Raw genomic sequence first — 16316 nt, forward strand, 5'->3', positions numbered from 1 at the left:
CGCCTCGGCCCGGCTGGCGGCCCTGGCCGGCGCCGCCGCGCTCGTCGCCGGGCTCGTCACGGTCGCGTCGGGCCTGCGTCTCGGCGGCTGGCTGCCGGACCTCGGCTCCCCCGCGTCCGTGGGGCGCGCCGTCGCCGGTCCGGACGGCACACAGCGCGTAACGGTCTGGGCGACCGGCGACGGCTTCCGGCCGGGCGTGGTGAGCGCCGCGGCCGGCCGTCCCGTCGAGATCCTGTTCCGGACCGCGGACAACCGCGGCTGCACCCGCACGCTCTCGATAGAGGACCGCGACGTCGTCCTGCCCGTGACCGGCGAGCGGTCCGTACGGCTGCCGGCCCGCCCGGCGGGGCGGTTGCGCTATGCGTGCGGCATGGGAATGTACGTGGGTTTCATCAGCTTCGAAGGGTCATCACTCGGCCAAAGGTCTTCGCAATAACCCTCCGTGACGGCATGGTCACATGCGAGTCTGTGCGCATGACATTAGTGGGAGCAACGGAGGCGGCACCGGCGTGGCCCGGGTTCCCGGTCCCGCGCGTCCCCGAGCCCGGGGACCCCACGGAGGCGCGGCTGCTCGCCACGGCCACGGAGGGCGACGCGGGCGCGGCCCACCTCCTCGGCCGCCTGTACGCGGAGCGCGGCGACCGGGCGGCGGCCCGGCAGTGGTGGGAGCGGGCCGCGGGAGCGGGCCACGTCGACAGCGCCTACAACCTCGGTGTCTGGCACGAGCGGCACGGCACCTCGGAGGAGGCCGTCGCCTGGTTCGAGCGGGCCGCAAGGACCGGCGACGCCGACGCCGCCACCCACCTCGCCACCCTGCTGCTCGACCGCTGGGGCGACGTGGCGGGAGCGCGGCACTGGTTCGAGCGGGCCGCGGAGGACGGCTCCCGCCACGCCGCCCACCGGCTCGCGCTGCTGTGCGAGGACGCCGGAGACGGCACGGGCGCCCGACGCTGGCACCGCCGGGCGGCCCTCGACGGCGACCTGAGGTCGGCCGGCGACCTCGGCTTCCTCGGGTACGCCGCGGGCGACGCGGAGGAGGCCCGGCACTGGTGGGAGTACGCGGCCCGGGGCGGCGACGCCGCCGCGGCCCACCACCTGGGTCTGCTGCTGGAGGCCACCGGAGACGCCGAGGGCGCGGAGACCTTCTACCGGCTGGCCTTCCGGGCCGAGCACCCGGGCGCGGCGTACCGGCTCGGCGGCATGGCCCTGGCCGGCCAGGACGTGCGCACCGCCCGCGCCTGCTTCGAGCGCGCCGCGTGCGGCGGCCACCGGGAGGCCCGGCGGATGGCCGGGGTGACGTGCCTGGAGCTCGGCGACCGCCTGGCCGCGGCCCACTGGTTCGGCCGGGCCGCGGAGGCGGACGACCCCGAGGGCGCCTACCACCTGGGGCTGCTGCTGGTCGCCGAGCACAACGACCTCAAGGGCGGGGTGCACTGGTTCCGCCAGGCGGCGGCGCGCGGCCACTACCGGGCCGCCATGGAGCTGCGGACGCTGCTGTCCCTCATCGGCCGGTCGCCGGACGCGGAGCCGTGCCTGCTCGACTCCCCCCCGCCGTACTGGGACCGTCCCGCGGACCCCGAGACGGCGGCGCGGGCGGAGCTGGCCGCCGCCGCGGCGGGACGGCGGGGCGACGCGGCGCCGGACCCGGCCGATCTGGCGGAGATCCTCGGCACCTGGGACGCGGTCACCCGCGACATGCCGGAGGGGGCCGACGCCGTCGCCTGGGTGGCGGAGGCGAGCGGCCTGCACGCGTCCGCCGTCGGCCACCTCGGCTCGGTGCGGGCGGCCCTCCTCACCCCCGGCACGGGCCCGTGGCCCACGGCCGCCGAGGTCGAACACCTCCTGGGCACCGCGCGCGATCTGCGCAGACGGCTCGACGTCCGCTGACGCGCGAAAGCGAGACCGCCGCCGCGCCGAAGGGCACGACGGCGGTCTCCGCGTCGGATCAGGCCGCGGCGAGGACCTCGGCGGCCGGGGTGTACGGCAGGTCGTGCGCCACCGCGACGGGCTCGTTGGTGAGCACGCCGGCATGGGTGTTCAGGCCGAGCCGCAGGGCGTCGTCGGCGCGCAGCGCGTCCCGCCACCCCTTGTCGGCCAGCTTCACCGCGTACGGCAGGGTGGCGTTCGTCAGCGCGTACGTGGACGTGTTCGCCACCGACCCCGGCATGTTGGCCACGCAGTAGAAGATCGAGTTGTGCACCCGGAACGTCGGGTCGGCGTGCGTGGTCGGGCGGGAGTCCTCGAAGCAGCCGCCCTGGTCGATCGCGATGTCCACGAGCACCGAGCCCGGCCGCATGCGGGAGACCAGCTCGTTGGACACGAGCGTCGGGGCCTTGGCGCCGGGGATGAGCACGGCGCCGATGACCAGGTCGGCCTCCAGCACGGCGCGCTCGATGGCGTACGAGGTCGACACGATCGTCTTCAGGCGGCCCTGGTAGACGGCGTCGATGAAGCGCAGCCGGTCGATGTTCACGTCGAGGATCGACACGTCCGCGCCCATGCCGACGGCGATCTGCGCCGCGTTGAGGCCGGAGACGCCGCCGCCGATGACGACGACCTTGGCCGGCGCGACGCCGGGGACGCCGCCGGGCAGCACGCCGCGCCCGCCGTTGAAGCGCATCAGGTTGTAGGCGCCGACCTGCGGGGCGAGGCGGCCCGCGACCTCCGACATCGGCGCGAGCAGCGGCAGGGCGCCGCCGGCCTGGACCGTCTCGTACGCGACGGCGGTCGTCCCGGCCTGGAGCAGGGCGTCGGTGCAGGGCCGCGAGGCGGCCAGGTGGAGGTAGGTGAACAGGACCTGGTCCGCGCGGAGCCGGTGGTACTCCTCGGCGATCGGCTCCTTGACCTTGAGGATCATCTCCGACTCGCCCCAGACGTCGTCGGCGCGCTCTACGATCTTGGCGCCGGCGGCGAGGTACTCCTCGTCCGTGATGTGCGAGCCGAGGCCCGCCCCCTGCTGGACGGTGACCTCGTGGCCGTGGCGGACGAGCTCGTGCACGCCCGCGGGGGTCGCGGCGACGCGGTATTCGTGGTTCTTGACCTCGGCAGGCACGCCGATCTTCATGGAACAGGTCCTTTCAGGTTTCCCGGCGGCCGGGCCGAGGCGGGGCCGGCCGCCGGGCGCATTCGGTCAGAGACGGGCCCACGCCTCGGTGAGCACCGAACGGAGGATCGACTCGATCTCGTCGAACTCCTTGGGGCCGCAGATGAGCGGCGGCGCGAGCTGGACGACCGGGTCCCCTCGGTCGTCGGCCCGGCAGTACAGCCCGGCGTCGTACAGGGCCTTCGACAGGAAGCCGCGCAGCAGCCGCTCCGACTCCTCGTCGTTGAAGGTCTGCTTGGTCGACTTGTCCTTGACGAGCTCGATCCCGTAGAAGTAGCCCGACCCGCGCACGTCGCCGACGATCGGCAGGTCGAGGAGCTTGTCCAGGGTGGCCCGGAAGACCGGCTCGTTGGCGGTGACGTGGCCGAGCAGGTCCTCGCGCTCGAAGATGTCGAGGTTGGCGAGGGCCACGGCGGCCGACACCGGGTGGCCGCCGAAGGTGTACCCGTGCGCGAACGACTCCGTGCCGCTCTTGAACGGCTCGAACAGCCGCTCAGAGGCGATCATGGCGCCGATGGGTGAGTACCCGCTGGTCAGGCCCTTCGCACAGGTGATGATGTCCGGCACGTAGTCGAACTTCTGCCCGCCGAACATCGTGCCGAGGCGGCCGAAGGCGCAGATGACCTCGTCCGACACCAGCAGCACGTCGTAGGCGTCGCAGATCTCCCGCAGGCGCCGGAAGTATCCGGGCGGCGGCGGGAAGCAGCCCCCGGCGTTCTGCACCGGCTCGACGAAGACGGCGGCCACGGTCTCCGGGCCCTCCATCTCGATGGCCTTGCCGACCTGGTCGGCGGCCCACCGCCCGAACGCCTCGGCGTCCTTCTCCATGCCGGGGAAGCCGGTGATCTCGTCGGCGCGGTACAGGTTCGTGTTGGGGGCCTTGAGCGCGCCGGGGACGAGCGGCTCGAACATCTGCTTGAGCGCGGGGATGCCGGTGATCGACAGGGCGCCCTGGGGAGTGCCATGGTAGGCGATGGACCGGCTGACGACCTTGGTCTTCATCGGCTTGCCCTGGGTCTTGAAGTACTGCTTGGCGAGCTTCCACGCCGACTCGACGGCCTCGCCGCCGCCCGTGGTGAAGAAGACCCGGTTGAGGTCGCCGGGGGTGAGGTCCGCGAGCCGGGCGGCCAGCTCCGCGGCCTTCGGGTGGGCGTACGACCAGAGCGGGAAGAACGCGAGCTCCTGGGCCTGCTTCGCCGCGGCCTCCGCGAGCTCGGCGCGGCCGTGGCCCACCTGGACCACGAACAGCCCGGCCAGGCCGTCGAGGTACCGCTTGCCGTGGATGTCGTAGACGTAGGCCCCCTCGCCCCGCACGATCATCGGCACCTCGGCTTCCTCGTAGGAGCTGTGCCGGGTGAAGTGCATCCAGAGATTGTCCTGTGCGGCCTTGAGAACGTCGGGGCGCGTCATCGCAACCTTCCCTCAGGTGATCCGTGCTGTGGACAGTGTGCATGCCACTTCTGCGTTTTGCCAAGTGATTACGTGGTGTCACTCTGCAAGAAGTTCGGAATCCGCGATATCGGGTTGTAACAGCAACGAAATCCGTGACCGTACATTGGGAGCGTCCAGACCCCGCGAAGGCCCGCGTGCGGCCGGTCCGCCATGCGTCCCCGGCGGCCTCGTCCCGCCGTGTGGTGCAATGGGGTCCGACCAGCAGCTCACAACGTCGTGAACAACGCATATCCGGGAGAAAACGCCGTGACACCCGAGGAGATCGAGAGCGCCGTCGAGGCGGGGATGCCGCAGACGGTCGAGGACCTCACGAGGCTGGTGACCATTCCGTCGGTGGCCTTCCCCGGCCACGCGGAGGCGCCCGTCCTGGAGGCCGCGGCCCTCACCGAGCGGCTGCTGCGCAGCGCCGGCCTTCCCGAGGTCCGGCAGATCCCGGTCGAGGGCAGCTACCCGGCCGTGTACGGCGAGGCCCCCGCGCCGCCCGGCGCGCCCACCGTCCTCCTCTACGCGCACTACGACGTGCAGCCCGCGGGCGACACCGCCCTGTGGCGCACGCCGCCGTTCGAGCCCACCGTGGTCGACGGCGCGATGTACGGCAGGGGCGCGGCCGACGACAAGAGCGGCGTGATGACCCACGTGGCGGCGCTGCGCGCCTTCCAGGGCCGGTTCCCCGTGGGGATCAAGGTCATCGTGGAGGGCCAGGAGGAGTACGCCGGGGAGCGCCTGGAGGATTTCGTCGAGGCCAACCCCGAGCTCGTGCGGGCCGACGCCATGGTCATCGCAGACTGCGGCAACCCCAGGGTCGGGGAGCCGGCGCTCACCACGTCGCTGCGCGGGATGGCGGCGTTCACCGTCGAGGTCCGCACGCTGGCCGAGGCCGTGCACAGCGGCGCGTTCGGCGGCGCCGCCCCCGACGCGCTGTCGGCGCTGATGCGCATGCTGACCGCGATGCACGACGACAACGGCGACGTCCGGGTGCCGGGCCTGCCGCGCGGCGTGTTCCCGGGCGCGAGCGACTCCGAGGACGAGTTCCGCGCGACGGCGGGGGTCCTCGACGGGGTCTCCCTCGTCGGCGGCGGCTCGCTCGCCGACCGCCTCTGGGCGTCGTACGCGATCACCGTCACGGGGCTCGACGTGCCGACCGTGACGGGCGCGATCAACGCGGTCCAGGCGGTCGCCCGGGCGCGGGTCACCGTCCGCATCCCGGCCTCGGGCGACGCCAAGACCGCGCTCGACGACGTGACCGGTTTCCTGGAGAAGGTCGCGCCCTGGGGCGTCAAGGTGAGCTTCAGCGACTTCGTCACCGGCTCGGGCTTCCAGGCGGGGGCGGAGGGCCCGGCGCGCGACGCGGTCGAGCGGGCGCTGGAGCGCGCGTTCGGCCGGGCGCCGCGCCAGGTCGGCCAGGGCGGGTCGATCCCGCTGGTCGCCACCCTCGCCCGCCGCTTCCCGGCGGCCGAGATCCTGCTGTACGGCGCCGAGGACGAGGGCGCCGCCATCCACGCCCCCAACGAGCGGGTCGACCTCGAGGAGCTCCGCCGGATCATCACGGCCGAGGCGCTCTTCCTCGCGGAGTACGGCGCGGGCCGTTAGGCGTCCACGGGAGAGGGCCCGGCGGCCTGGTGACCGCCGGGCCCTCCCTCATCGGCGGGGCGTCACCGGTAGGTGATGTCGGACGCCGAGTAGATGCAGTTGACGCCGTCCGCGCCGCTGCCGATCTTCGTCGGCTCGCTGCCCTTCGGCACGCCCTTGTACTTGTCGCAGATCGAGATCTTGTGGCTCGGGTCGTTCACGATCGTGATGTTCGAGAAGCGCGCCGTGTCGCCCCAGTTGGTGTTGATGCCGGCCAAGGCCTTGCCGGGCGAGGTCGCGGTTACGTTGGAGATGACGACGTTCCGCTGGTAGGAGTTCGTGCAGTTGCCGCAGGCGCGGTAGAGCTTGCCGAAGTCCTGGACCTGGAAGTTCCTGATGTACATCGTGCCGGGGCCGTTGTGCTGGAACACCTTGTCCGACGCGCTCCGGGCGCCGCCGCCGTCGATGGTCATCGTCTGCGACGCCGAGGTGCCCATGAACGTGGCGGCGTCCTCGCCGACGTCCTCCCACCAGACGTTCTGCAACGTGCACGTGCCGAGGCAGTGGATGCCGTCCGCGGCGGGCGCGCCGATGATCACGTTCTTCAGCGTGGCCCCGTTCGCGAGCTCGAAGATGGGCTTCTGGCTCTCGCTCTGGCCGCCGTCGCCCATGTTCCCGGTCGCGTAGTAGCGCTTGAGGCCGCCGTCCACGGTCCCGGAGACGCTGATCGTGCTGCTCACCGCCTGGGAGCCGTTCGCGCCGGGCCAGCCGCCGGACGGCGGGGGCGACGTGGGCGTGGGCGTGGGGGTCGGCGTACGCGTCGGGGTGGGGGTGGGCGTCCCGGTCGGGGTCGACCCGGCGGGCTGCAGCGTCCACCGCTTGCTGGTGACCGAGTCGCAGGAGTTCTGCTGTACCGGCGCGCCCGCCGCGGTCGAGCTGTCCATGACGTTCAGGCACTTGCCGCCGTTGGCGTTGACCACCTGGTAGGTCGAGCCGCTCACCAGCGTGAGCTGCCAGGTCTGGGAGGCCGCGCCCGTGCACGACTCCTGCTGGACGGCCTTGCCGGCCGAGGTCGAGGCGTCCCTGACGCCCGCGCACTTGCCGCTGTGGGCGGCGGCGAGGCGGAACCCGCCGCCCTGCGCCGTCAGGTTCCAGGTCTGGTCGGCCACGCTCGCGCAGCCCCGCTGGTCGAGCTGGACGCCGTCCGACGTGCTGCCGCCGGGGACCTCCATGCAGAGCCCGCTGTTGCCGTTCACCAGCCGGTAGGCTCCCGCCGCGGGCGCGGCCGCGGCCGACGTCCCCGCGACGACCCCGGCGGCCAGGGTGACGACGCCCGCGACGACGCCGGCCACCCCCGCCCAGGTTCTCCTTCTCCGTGTCAAAGCAGCGCTCCTCGCAGGTGAGGCAGGACCCCTGACCGGGGACGCGGCGGGTAGCCGCTCCTGGTCCCGCAGGCGTGTTCATGAATGTGTATGGCATTCATGAGGAAGAACGTGCTCGAACGTACGGACCCCCGGAACACCGGTCAACGCCCCGCCGCTCCCCCGTCCGGTCATGTGAACGCGTTCGGTGTTTCGCCTGATCCGCGGCCGGCGGGGCGGCGTCCCGGCCGTGAAAATTTCAGGAAGTAGCGCAGATCACAGGCCGTCCGGCAGCTCTCCCCGCCATCCGGCGTTACGCTCTTTTGTACCGACTGGTCAGTTCAAAAAGGAGGGGCCATGGCGGAGGAGGCACGGGCCGCGTTCGCCGGCGCCGAGGTGCGGGCACGCGGCCTCGGCCTGCGGGGACGGCACGGCTGGGTCTACCGGGACGTGACCCTCGACGCCGGGCCCGGCACGCTCACCGCCGTCCAGGGCGAGGCGGGCAGCGGCCGGACGAGCCTGCTGCTCACGCTCGCCGGGCGGATGCGGCACGGCGAGGGGACGCTCGCAGTCGGCGGCCACACCAGCCCGCGGGCCATCCGGCGGGTGGCCGCGCTCGGCCTGTTCCCCGACGTGAACCCGCTCGACGACGCCCTGTCCGTACGGGAGCACCTGCACGAGCGGATGCGGCCGCACGGCCTGCTGTGGCGCCGCGGGAACGGCGACGTCGTGACGCCGGCGCTCGCGCGCGCGGGCCTCGACCCGGCCGCCCTGCCCGAGGGCGACCGGACGCTCGCCCGGGACCTCACCCGCGACCAGGCGGTGCGGCTCGGGATCGCGCTGGCCCTGCTCGACGGGCCGGGCCTGCTGCTGGTGGACGACTTCGACGACGGGATCCCGGCGGACGGGCGCCACGCGCTGTGGGCGACCCTGCGGGGGCTCGCGGACGCGGGGCTGACGGTCGTGGCCGCCTGCACGGACGCGCGGGAGGCCGCCGAGGCCGCGTCCCTCGTGCTGCCCCTGACCGGCCGGGACGGGGACGCACACGGGGACGACCCACAGGACCGGGACGGGGACGACCCACGGGACCGGGACGGGGACGACCCACGGGACCGGGACGAGGACGGACGGGACGGCGACGAGGAGGGCGGGCTCCGATGAGGTTTCCGCACCCGGGGCGGCTGGAGCTGCGCCGGTTCACGCGCTCACGGCTGACCAGGGCAGCGCTCGTGGCCGTGGTCATGCTGCCCCTGCTCTACGCGGGGCTGTACCTGTGGTCGTTCTGGGACCCGCAGGGGAACCTGGAGCGCGTGCCGGTGGCGCTGGTCGTGGAGGACCAGCCGGCCGCGGCGAACGGCACGACGCTGCGGGCGGGCGGCGAACTGGCGGACGAGCTCGTGAGGCGCCGGGTCTTCGACTGGCACCGGGTGGACGCGGCGGAGGCCGACCGGGGCGTGCGCGACGGCAGGTACTACCTGTCCCTCACGATCCCCCGGGACTTCAGCGCCGACCTCGCCTCCCCCTCCGGTGACGGCGCACCGCGCCCCGCGCGGCTCGGGGTCCGCGTGGACACCGGCCGCAGCTACATCATGCGGACGATCTCCGACTCCGTCTTCCGCGAGGTGAAGGAGGCGTCCGGCCGCAGCGCGGTGCGCGGTTACCTGGACCAGATCTTCCTGTCGTTCGCCGACCTGCACGGCCAGACGCTCCGGGCGGCGCAGGGGGCGGACCGGCTGCACGACGGGACGGCGCAGGCCCGCCGGGGCGCCGCGTCGCTGGACGCCGGGCTCGGCACGGCGCAGGACGCCACCGGCAGGCTGTCGGCCGGCGCGGGGACGCTGCGGGCGGGGTCCCGGGCCCTCGCGAGCGGCGCGCACACCGCCTACGCGGGTTCGAGGTCACTGGAGGCCGGTCTGTCGACGGCGGCGAAGGGCGCGGCCGGTCTGCGGTCCGGGCTCGCCGCCCTCGACGCGGGCGCGGCGAAGCTGGCCGAGGGCAACCGGCAGGCGTACCGGCAGGTGCACGCGCTGTCGCCGGTGGTGAACGGGGCCGCCGACAGGTACGCGCCCGTGCTGACCGGCGACGGCGACCGGATCAGGCGGGCCGCCCTCACGCTGGCCGACGGCGCGGACGCCGTCGCCGGCGCGCTGGACGGCCTGCCCCAGGAGGTCCGCGGCTCTGCGGGCGCCGCCCGGCAGGACCTGCGCGCGGTCGAGCGCTGGCTCGACGCCCACCCGGACGCCGACCCCGAGCTGCGCGCCCTGGTGGAGCGGGCCTCCGGCTCGGCGGGCGAGCTGTCGGGCGCGGCGGGCCGGCTGCAGAGCCGCCTCGACGCGCAGGCGGGCCGTACGGAGGAACTCGCCCGCACGGCCCGGCAGGTCGCCGGCGACGCGCGCGAGCTGGCCGCGGCGGCGCCCGGGCTCGGCGCGGCGCTCGACGGGGCCCGTGACCGGTTCAACCAGCTCGACCGCGGTCTCAGGCGGCTCGCCGACGGGGCGGACGGCCTGCGGGACGGCAGCGGGAAGGCGCTGAAGGGCGCGTCCTCGCTGTCGTCGGGCCTCGGTCGCCTGGGCGGCGGCGCGAGCCGGCTGTCGGACGGCCTCGCGCGGCTGGACAGCGGGGCGAGCCGGCTGGACGCGGGCGTCGGCGCGCTGGCCTCGGGCGCCGGGCGGCTCGACTCGGGCATCGGCAGGCTGCACGAGGGGGCGGGGCGGCTCGACCACGGCCTGGTGCGGCTGGCGAACGGCTCGGGTGAGCTGGCCGACAGGCTGGGCGACGGCGCCGCCCAGATCCCCGACTACGGCACGGCCGAGCGCGACAGCCGTACGGGCATGATGAGCGACCCGGTGCGGCTCGACTCGCGGATCGACAACGACGTGCCCAACTACGGCACCGGCTTCGCGCCGTTCTTCGTGCCGCTGGCCCTGTGGGTGGGCGCGATGGTGATCTACATGTTGCTCCGCCCGATGAACCCGCGGCTGCTCGCCGGGTCGGCTCCCGCGTGGCGGACCGCGCTCGCCGGGTGGCTGCCGGGGGTGGCGATGGGCACGCTGCAGGTCGGGGTGCTGCTCGCGGTGCTGCGCCTCGGGCTCGGGCTGTCGGCCGCGCACTGGCTCGGCGTGGCGGGCTTCCTGCTGCTGACCACCGCGGCGTTCCTCGCGGTGATCCAGGCGGTGAACGCGCTGATCGGCACGCCGGGGCGGATCGTGGTGCTGGCGCTGCTGATGCTCCAGCTCACCTCGTCGGCCGGGACGTACCCGATCGAGACCTCGCCCGGGTTCTTCCAGGCCGTCTCGCCGTGGCTGCCGATGAGCTGGGTGGTCGCGGCGATGCGCCGGCTGATCAGCGGCGGCGACCCTACCGTGGTGTGGCAGGCTTGCGGCGTGCTGACCGCGTTCGCCGTCCTCGGGTTGTCGCTGACCGTCCTCGCCGTGCACCGGGGCCGCACATGGTCGCTGCGCCGTCTCAAGCCGGAGCTGGCCCTGTGAGCACGCGCGGCGAGCGAACCGAACGCGGCGAGCGGACCGAACGCGGCGAGCGGACCGAACGCGGCGAGCGGGGGCGGCGGGGCGACACCCGGCAGCGGCTCTACCGGGCCGCGGTCGACCTCATCGCCGAGCAGGGCTACACCGCCACGACGGTCGACGCCATCGCGGAGCGCGCCGGGGTCGCCAAGGGCACGGTCTTCTACAACTTCGGCAGCAAGGAGGCGCTGTTCGCGGGCCTGCTCGACCACGGCATCGAGCGGCTCGCGGACGCCCTCGCGGAGGCCGCCCGGGCGCCGTCCGCCTCTCCGGTCGCCACGCTCGACGCCCTCGTGCTGGCCCAGCTCCGCTTCGTCGACGAGTACGGGCCGTTCGCGCGGGTCCTCCTGGCGGAGATGTGGCGGGCGGCCTGGCAGGAGGCCGTCCTGCGGCTGCGTACGAGCGTGCTCGGCGTGTACGAGCGGGTCCTGGAGGAGGCGGTGCGCGCGGGCGAGCTCCGTGAGGGGCTCGACACGGGGACGGCGGCGACGGCCGTCTTCGGCATGGTGCTGACCGTCGCGATCGAGCGCCGCGCCCTGCGGCCGGACCAGCCGCTGGACGACGTGCACGCGACGCTCGTCGAGCTGATACACGGCCGCATCTCCGGACGTTAGCCCCCCGAGATCATCGGCAACTAACGTGGGCCGTCATTCGTCGGGATAAGTGCTGGCATTCCTCGAATGGCCCTGGAGGACGCGTGTACCCCCCACCCCAGCAGAAGCGCCGCCGCGGCTTGGCGCCGTTCATCATCGCCGTCATCCTCGCCGGCGCGCTGATCGTGGGGCTGAGAACGCTGATCGGCGGCGGGGGCGACGACCCGGGCGGCGGCGGCGCCGGCATCGCGCAGAAGCGGGCCTGCGGCGACGACGGGATAGTGCTCACGATCGCGGCGTCCAGCGAGAAGGCCGAACTGCTGCGCGGCATGGCGAACGGCTACAACGGGCACCGGGTGGACGGCCGCTGCGTCGACGTGGTGGTGAACTCCAAGGCCTCGGGCGGCGCAATGCAGGCGCTGGCCCGCGGCTGGGACGAGCGGCAGGACGGCCCCCGCCCCGACGTCTGGACCCCGGCGAGCGCCGGCTGGGTCGCCCTGCTGCGGCAGCGGACGGAGGGCGGCGACCGCGCCACCCCGGTGGCCGCGGACAACCCCACCCTCGCCGAGTCGCCGCTGGTCATCGCGATGCCGAAGCCGATGGCGCAGGCGCTCGGCTGGCCGGCCAAGAAGGTCGGCTGGTCGGAGATCCTCGACCTGGCCAACGACCCGAAGGGCTGGGCGAAGTACGGGCATCCCGAGTGGGGCGCGTTCCGCCTGGGCAAGACGAACCCGAACTTCTCCACCTCCGGTCTCAACGCGACCGTCGGGGCGTACTTCGCCGCCACCGGGCTGTCGGGCGACCTGACCGAGAAGGACGTCTCCTCGGCAAAGACCCGGGACTTCGTGCAGGGGGTCGAGCGGTCGATCGTCCACTACGGCGACACGACGCTGACGTTCCTGTCCAACCTCCAGCACGCGGACGACGAGGGCACGGCCATGTCGTACATCTCCGCCGTCACGGTGGAGGAGAAGTCGGTCTGGGACTACAACCAGGGCAACCCGACGGGCGACCCGAAGACGCTCGGCGAGCACGCGAAGCCGAAGGTGCCGCTCGTGGCGATCTACCCCAAGGAGGGCACGCTCTTCTCCGACCACCCGTACGCCGTGCTGTCCTGGGCCGACGCGGCGAGGAAGGCGGCCGCGGCCGACTTCCTCAAGTATCTGCAGGCGCCGGAGCGGCAGCGGGAGTTCGAGAAGTACGCCTTCCGGACCTTCGACGGCAAGCCGGGCGACCTCATCACCGCGGCCAACGGCCTCGACCCGAAGCAGCCGTCCACCACGCTCGGCGCCCCCTCCCCGCAGGTGCTCGACCGGATCCTGAAGAGCTGGTCGGAGCTGCGCAAGCCGGCGAACGTCCTCATGGTCATGGACGTCTCCGGCTCGATGGGCGCCGAGGTCCCCGGCACCGGCAAGACCAAGCTCGACCTGGCCAAGCAGGCGGCCGTCAACGCGCTGCCGCAGTTCGGCCCCAACGACCGGGTCGGCCTGTGGATGTTCTCGCTCAGGCAGGACGGCGACAAGGACTACCGCGAGCTCGTCCCGATGGACAAGAACACCGGCAGCCGGCTCAAGGACCGCATCGAGGGCCTGATCCCCAACGGCGGCACCGGCCTGTACGACACCACGCTCGCGTCGTACCGGTACGTCATGGCGCACCGCAGCGGCGACGCGATCAACGCGGTCGTCTTCCTGACCGACGGGAAGAACGAGGACAACAACTCGATCTCGCTGGACGACCTGATCCCCGACCTGCGCACCGAGGCCGGCGAGGACGGCGTGCGCGTCTTCACCATCGCGTACGGCGCGGACGCCGACCTGGGCACACTCAAGAAGATCTCGCAGACGACCGACGCCGCGGCCTACGATTCGCGCAAGCCGGGAAGCATCGACCAGGTGTTCACGGCCGTCATCTCCAACTTCTGACCGCCGGGAGCCGCCCGTGTCCCGCTTCACCGAGGAACTGCGCGATCCGTGGGGGCTGCTCCTTGGCGCCACCGCGGGAGGCGCGGCCTGGGCGGTCGACGTCCACCCGGCCGGCGCCGCCTTCGTCGGCGTCGCCGTCTGGCTCGTCAAGGCGTTCGCCTCGGCCTGGCAGTCGACCGGGGGCGAGAGCCGTACGGAGGAGCCGGAGGCGCCGCGCGTCGCGCGGGGCAGCGCCGAGGAGGCGTGGCTGCGGCGTGCCGAGCGGGCCGCCGAAACGTTCGCGGACCTCACCGCGTCGATGCGCGGGCAGATCCTGCTCGACCGGATCGCTGAGATGCGCCCGCAGGTGGACGACACCGTCGCCACTTTGCGGCGGCTCGCCGGCCAGGCGTCGGTGACGGGCGCGGCGCTCGCCCGGTTCGACCCGGGGTTCCTGGAGCAGGAGCGCCTGCGGCTCATCCACGCCCGGGAGCGGGCGCGTGGCGACGTCGCGGGCGAGCTCGACCGGTCCCTCGCCTCCCTGGCGGCGCAGCGGGAGGTGCTCGACCGGCTGACCGCCGCCCGCGACCGGGTGCTCGCGCGTCTCGAGTCCGGGGCGATCAGCCTGGAGGGCCTGGTCGCCCGGGCCGTCGAGGTCGGGGCGATGAGCGCCACGTCCTCGGCGGCGGACGACGGGACGAGGGCCCTCGACGAGCTCACGTCCGAACTTGAGCTCACCCGGCAGAGCCTCCACGAGGTCGAGGAGGCCACCCGCCGCGACCTCCCCTGACGACCCCCGTTCCCCTCCTCAGGCGGCGAGGAGGCGGACGAGCTCGGCGGGGCCGGCGTTGCCGCCGGTGCAGACGACGGCGACCTCGGCGCCGGCGAACTCCTCGCGCCGGGCCAGCAGGGCCGCGAGGGCGGCCGCCCCGGCGCCCTCGGCGAGCGTGTGAGCCTCGGTGAGCAGCATCCGCTGCGCCCGCAGGATGTCCTCGTCGTCCACGAGGACGAAGTCGTCCAGGCGGGCGCGCATCACGGCCTGGGTCATCGCGAACGCCGAGCCGGTGGCGAGACCGTCCACGACCGTCTTCACCGGCCGGGTCACCGCCTCGCCCAGCCGCCAGGAGTCGTGGGCGGCGGGCGCCTGGGCCGACTGGACGGCGATCACCCGGCACGCGGGCGCGAGCGCCTCGGCGACGATGCAGGCGGCGGCCGCGCCGGTCCCGCTGCCGACGGGCACGAACACCGCGTCCAGCCGCGGCCGGGCCGTGAGGATCTCGGCGTAGAGCGTGCCGACGCCCGCGATGATGCCGGGCTCGTCGGCCGGGCTGACGAGCCGCATGCCCTCCCGCTCCGCCAGGTCCCCGGCGTGCCGGGCGGCCTCGACCATCGTGGCCCCCGCGACGCGGACGCGCGCGCCCAGCGCCTCGACCGCCGCCACCTTGGCCGGGTTCGGGTTCTCCGGCATGACGACGGAGCAGGGCACGCCGTGCAGCCGGGCGGCGTACGCGACGGACTGGGCGTGGTTGCCGGTCGAGTACGCCACCACGCCCCGTCGCGCGTCGGGCATCCGCGCGAGCAGGGTGATGCCGCCCCTGACCTTGAACGCCCCGGTGGGCTGGACGTTCTCGTGCTTGACGTGGACGCGCGCCCCGACGGCCGCGTCGAGAACGGGATAGGACCACATGGGCGTCTCGGGAAGGTGCGGGGCCAGCAGCGCGCGGGCCTCCAGCACGTCACGGATGTCGGTCATGAACCTCAGCCTGCTCGCCGTACGGCCCATAGGTCCAACTCGACTTTTCGCGGTGACTCATAGACCGCGTTGATATGGTGCGGGAATGCTCGACGTGGTGCGGCTCCGCGTGCTGGTCGCGGTCGCCCGCACCGGCTCGGTCACGGCGGCCGCCCGCGAGCTGCACTACTCGCAGCCGTCGGTGAGCCACCACCTGGCCCGGCTGGAGGCGGAGACCGGGGCGAAGCTGGTCCAGCGGGTGGGCCGCGGCATCCGGCTCACGGACGCCGGGCGCCTGCTGGCCGAGCGGTCCGCGGAGATCCTCGGCCGGCTCGACTCCGCGTCCGCCGAGCTCGCCGCGCACGTCGGGCTGAGGTCGGGGCGGGTGCGGCTGGCCGCGTTCCCCTCGGCCCTCGGCACGTTCGTCCCCGCCGCGGCCGTCCGGCTCGCGTCCGCGCACCCGGGGCTCGACCTGCGGCTCATCGAGGCCGAGCCGCCCGAGGCCCTCCGCATGCTCCGCGACGGCCGGGTCGACGCGGCGGTGGTGTTCCGCTACGGCGGGACCGGCCCGGACGAGGACGGCGTCCGGCTGACCCGCCTCCTCGACGAGCCGAGCCTGCTCGTCACCCCGGCCGCCCTCCCGGACGTTCCCGCACCGACGGGCGACCGGGCGGGGACGCTCGCCGGGCACGCCGGGTCGCGGTGGATCGCGGGGTGCGACCGGTGCCGGGCGCACCTGCTCGACCTGTGCGCCGCCGCGGGCTTCGAGCCGCGCGTGTCGTTCACCACCGACGACTACGTGGCGGTCCAGGCCATGGTGGCGGCGGGGCTGGGGGTCGCCGTCCTCCCCCGGCTCGCGCTGTCCGCCCACCGCCACCCGGGCGTACGGACCGCGGGGCTGCCCGGCTCGACGCGGCGGGTGTCCGCCGCCACGTACGGCGAGCCGCCCGATCCCCCCGCGACGGCCGCCCTCGTCGCCGCGCTCGTCGCCGCCGTCGAGGGACCCGAGACCGGCGCCCCTGCCGTGTAACGCCGCGGAAAATCCGATGGCCGCGCGGCGGGCCGCGTTCGTACCATC

At 74.0% G+C, this 16316-nt stretch carries 13 protein-coding genes; 9 read left to right on the forward strand and 4 right to left on the reverse strand.

The features are described from left to right. Together MPTA5024_RS22480 and MPTA5024_RS22485 are read left to right on the forward strand one after the other, a co-directional pair. Positions 1-436, forward strand: a 436-nt coding sequence (locus MPTA5024_RS22480; RefSeq protein WP_198167330.1) for a cupredoxin domain-containing protein, incomplete at its 5' end; no start/stop codon positions are given. Positions 437-474: 38 nt separating this feature from the next. Continuing rightward, a complete protein-coding gene (locus tag MPTA5024_RS22485; RefSeq protein WP_036327722.1) occupies positions 475-1887 on the forward strand; it encodes a tetratricopeptide repeat protein in 1413 nt (470 codons plus the stop codon). Positions 1888-1945: 58 nt separating this feature from the next. Here MPTA5024_RS22485 and ald read toward each other — a convergent pair whose 3' ends face one another. Both ald and MPTA5024_RS22495 read right to left on the reverse strand, forming a co-directional pair. Further along, positions 1946-3064: an alanine dehydrogenase gene (gene ald / locus MPTA5024_RS22490; RefSeq protein ID WP_036327724.1), complete on the reverse strand. Its 1119-nt coding sequence runs from the start codon at positions 3062-3064 to the stop codon at positions 1946-1948. Between the two features lie 66 nt (positions 3065-3130). Further along, positions 3131-4513, reverse strand: a complete 1383-nt coding sequence (locus MPTA5024_RS22495) for an aspartate aminotransferase family protein (protein WP_036327726.1) — start codon at positions 4511-4513, stop codon at positions 3131-3133. Between the two features lie 288 nt (positions 4514-4801). Here MPTA5024_RS22495 and MPTA5024_RS22500 point away from each other — a divergent pair, with 288 nt between their 5' ends. After that, positions 4802-6145: a M20/M25/M40 family metallo-hydrolase gene (locus MPTA5024_RS22500; RefSeq protein WP_157099652.1), complete on the forward strand. Its 1344-nt coding sequence runs from the start codon at positions 4802-4804 to the stop codon at positions 6143-6145. 62 nt (positions 6146-6207) lie between these two features. Here the strand turns inward: MPTA5024_RS22500 and MPTA5024_RS22505 are convergent, their stop codons facing one another. Further along, the gene (locus MPTA5024_RS22505) at positions 6208-7506 is read right to left on the reverse strand and encodes a pectate lyase (RefSeq protein WP_036327727.1); all 1299 of its coding nucleotides are present in this window, start codon (positions 7504-7506) and stop codon (positions 6208-6210) included. A 336-nt stretch (positions 7507-7842) separates the two neighbouring features. Between MPTA5024_RS22505 and MPTA5024_RS22510 the strand changes: the two genes are divergently transcribed. From MPTA5024_RS22510 to MPTA5024_RS22530, 5 genes are all read left to right on the forward strand, one after another. Beyond that, positions 7843-8646 carry an ABC transporter ATP-binding protein gene (locus MPTA5024_RS22510; RefSeq protein ID WP_051458515.1) on the forward strand — a complete coding sequence of 268 codons (804 nt, stop codon included), beginning with the start codon at positions 7843-7845 and terminating at the stop codon, positions 8644-8646. Beyond that, a complete protein-coding gene (locus MPTA5024_RS22515; protein ID WP_036327729.1) occupies positions 8643-10973 on the forward strand; it encodes a YhgE/Pip domain-containing protein in 2331 nt (776 codons plus the stop codon). The genes MPTA5024_RS22510 and MPTA5024_RS22515 overlap by 4 nt, the downstream gene beginning before the upstream one ends. Further along, on the forward strand, positions 10970-11623 hold the full coding sequence (locus tag MPTA5024_RS22520; RefSeq protein WP_232326599.1) for a TetR/AcrR family transcriptional regulator: 654 nt from the start codon (positions 10970-10972) through the stop codon (positions 11621-11623). Before MPTA5024_RS22515 ends, MPTA5024_RS22520 begins: the two co-directional genes overlap by 4 nt. Positions 11624-11706: 83 nt before the next feature. Further along, positions 11707-13527, forward strand: coding sequence for a substrate-binding and VWA domain-containing protein (locus MPTA5024_RS22525; protein ID WP_036327734.1), 1821 nt, complete (start codon positions 11707-11709; stop codon positions 13525-13527). A gap of 16 nt (positions 13528-13543) precedes the next feature. Further along, on the forward strand, positions 13544-14296 hold the full coding sequence (locus tag MPTA5024_RS22530; RefSeq protein ID WP_036327736.1) for a hypothetical protein: 753 nt from the start codon (positions 13544-13546) through the stop codon (positions 14294-14296). A gap of 18 nt (positions 14297-14314) precedes the next feature. Here the strand turns inward: MPTA5024_RS22530 and MPTA5024_RS22535 are convergent, their stop codons facing one another. Continuing rightward, a complete protein-coding gene (locus MPTA5024_RS22535; protein WP_036329081.1) occupies positions 14315-15259 on the reverse strand; it encodes a threonine ammonia-lyase in 945 nt (314 codons plus the stop codon). An 85-nt stretch (positions 15260-15344) separates the two neighbouring features. Here MPTA5024_RS22535 and MPTA5024_RS22540 point away from each other — a divergent pair, with 85 nt between their 5' ends. Continuing rightward, a complete protein-coding gene (locus MPTA5024_RS22540; RefSeq protein WP_036327739.1) occupies positions 15345-16268 on the forward strand; it encodes a LysR family transcriptional regulator in 924 nt (307 codons plus the stop codon). Positions 16269-16316: the final 48 nt, after the last annotated feature.

This window comes from Microbispora sp. ATCC PTA-5024 (assembly GCF_000511135.2).
Lineage (GTDB): Bacteria > Actinomycetota > Actinomycetes > Streptosporangiales > Streptosporangiaceae > Microbispora > Microbispora corallina.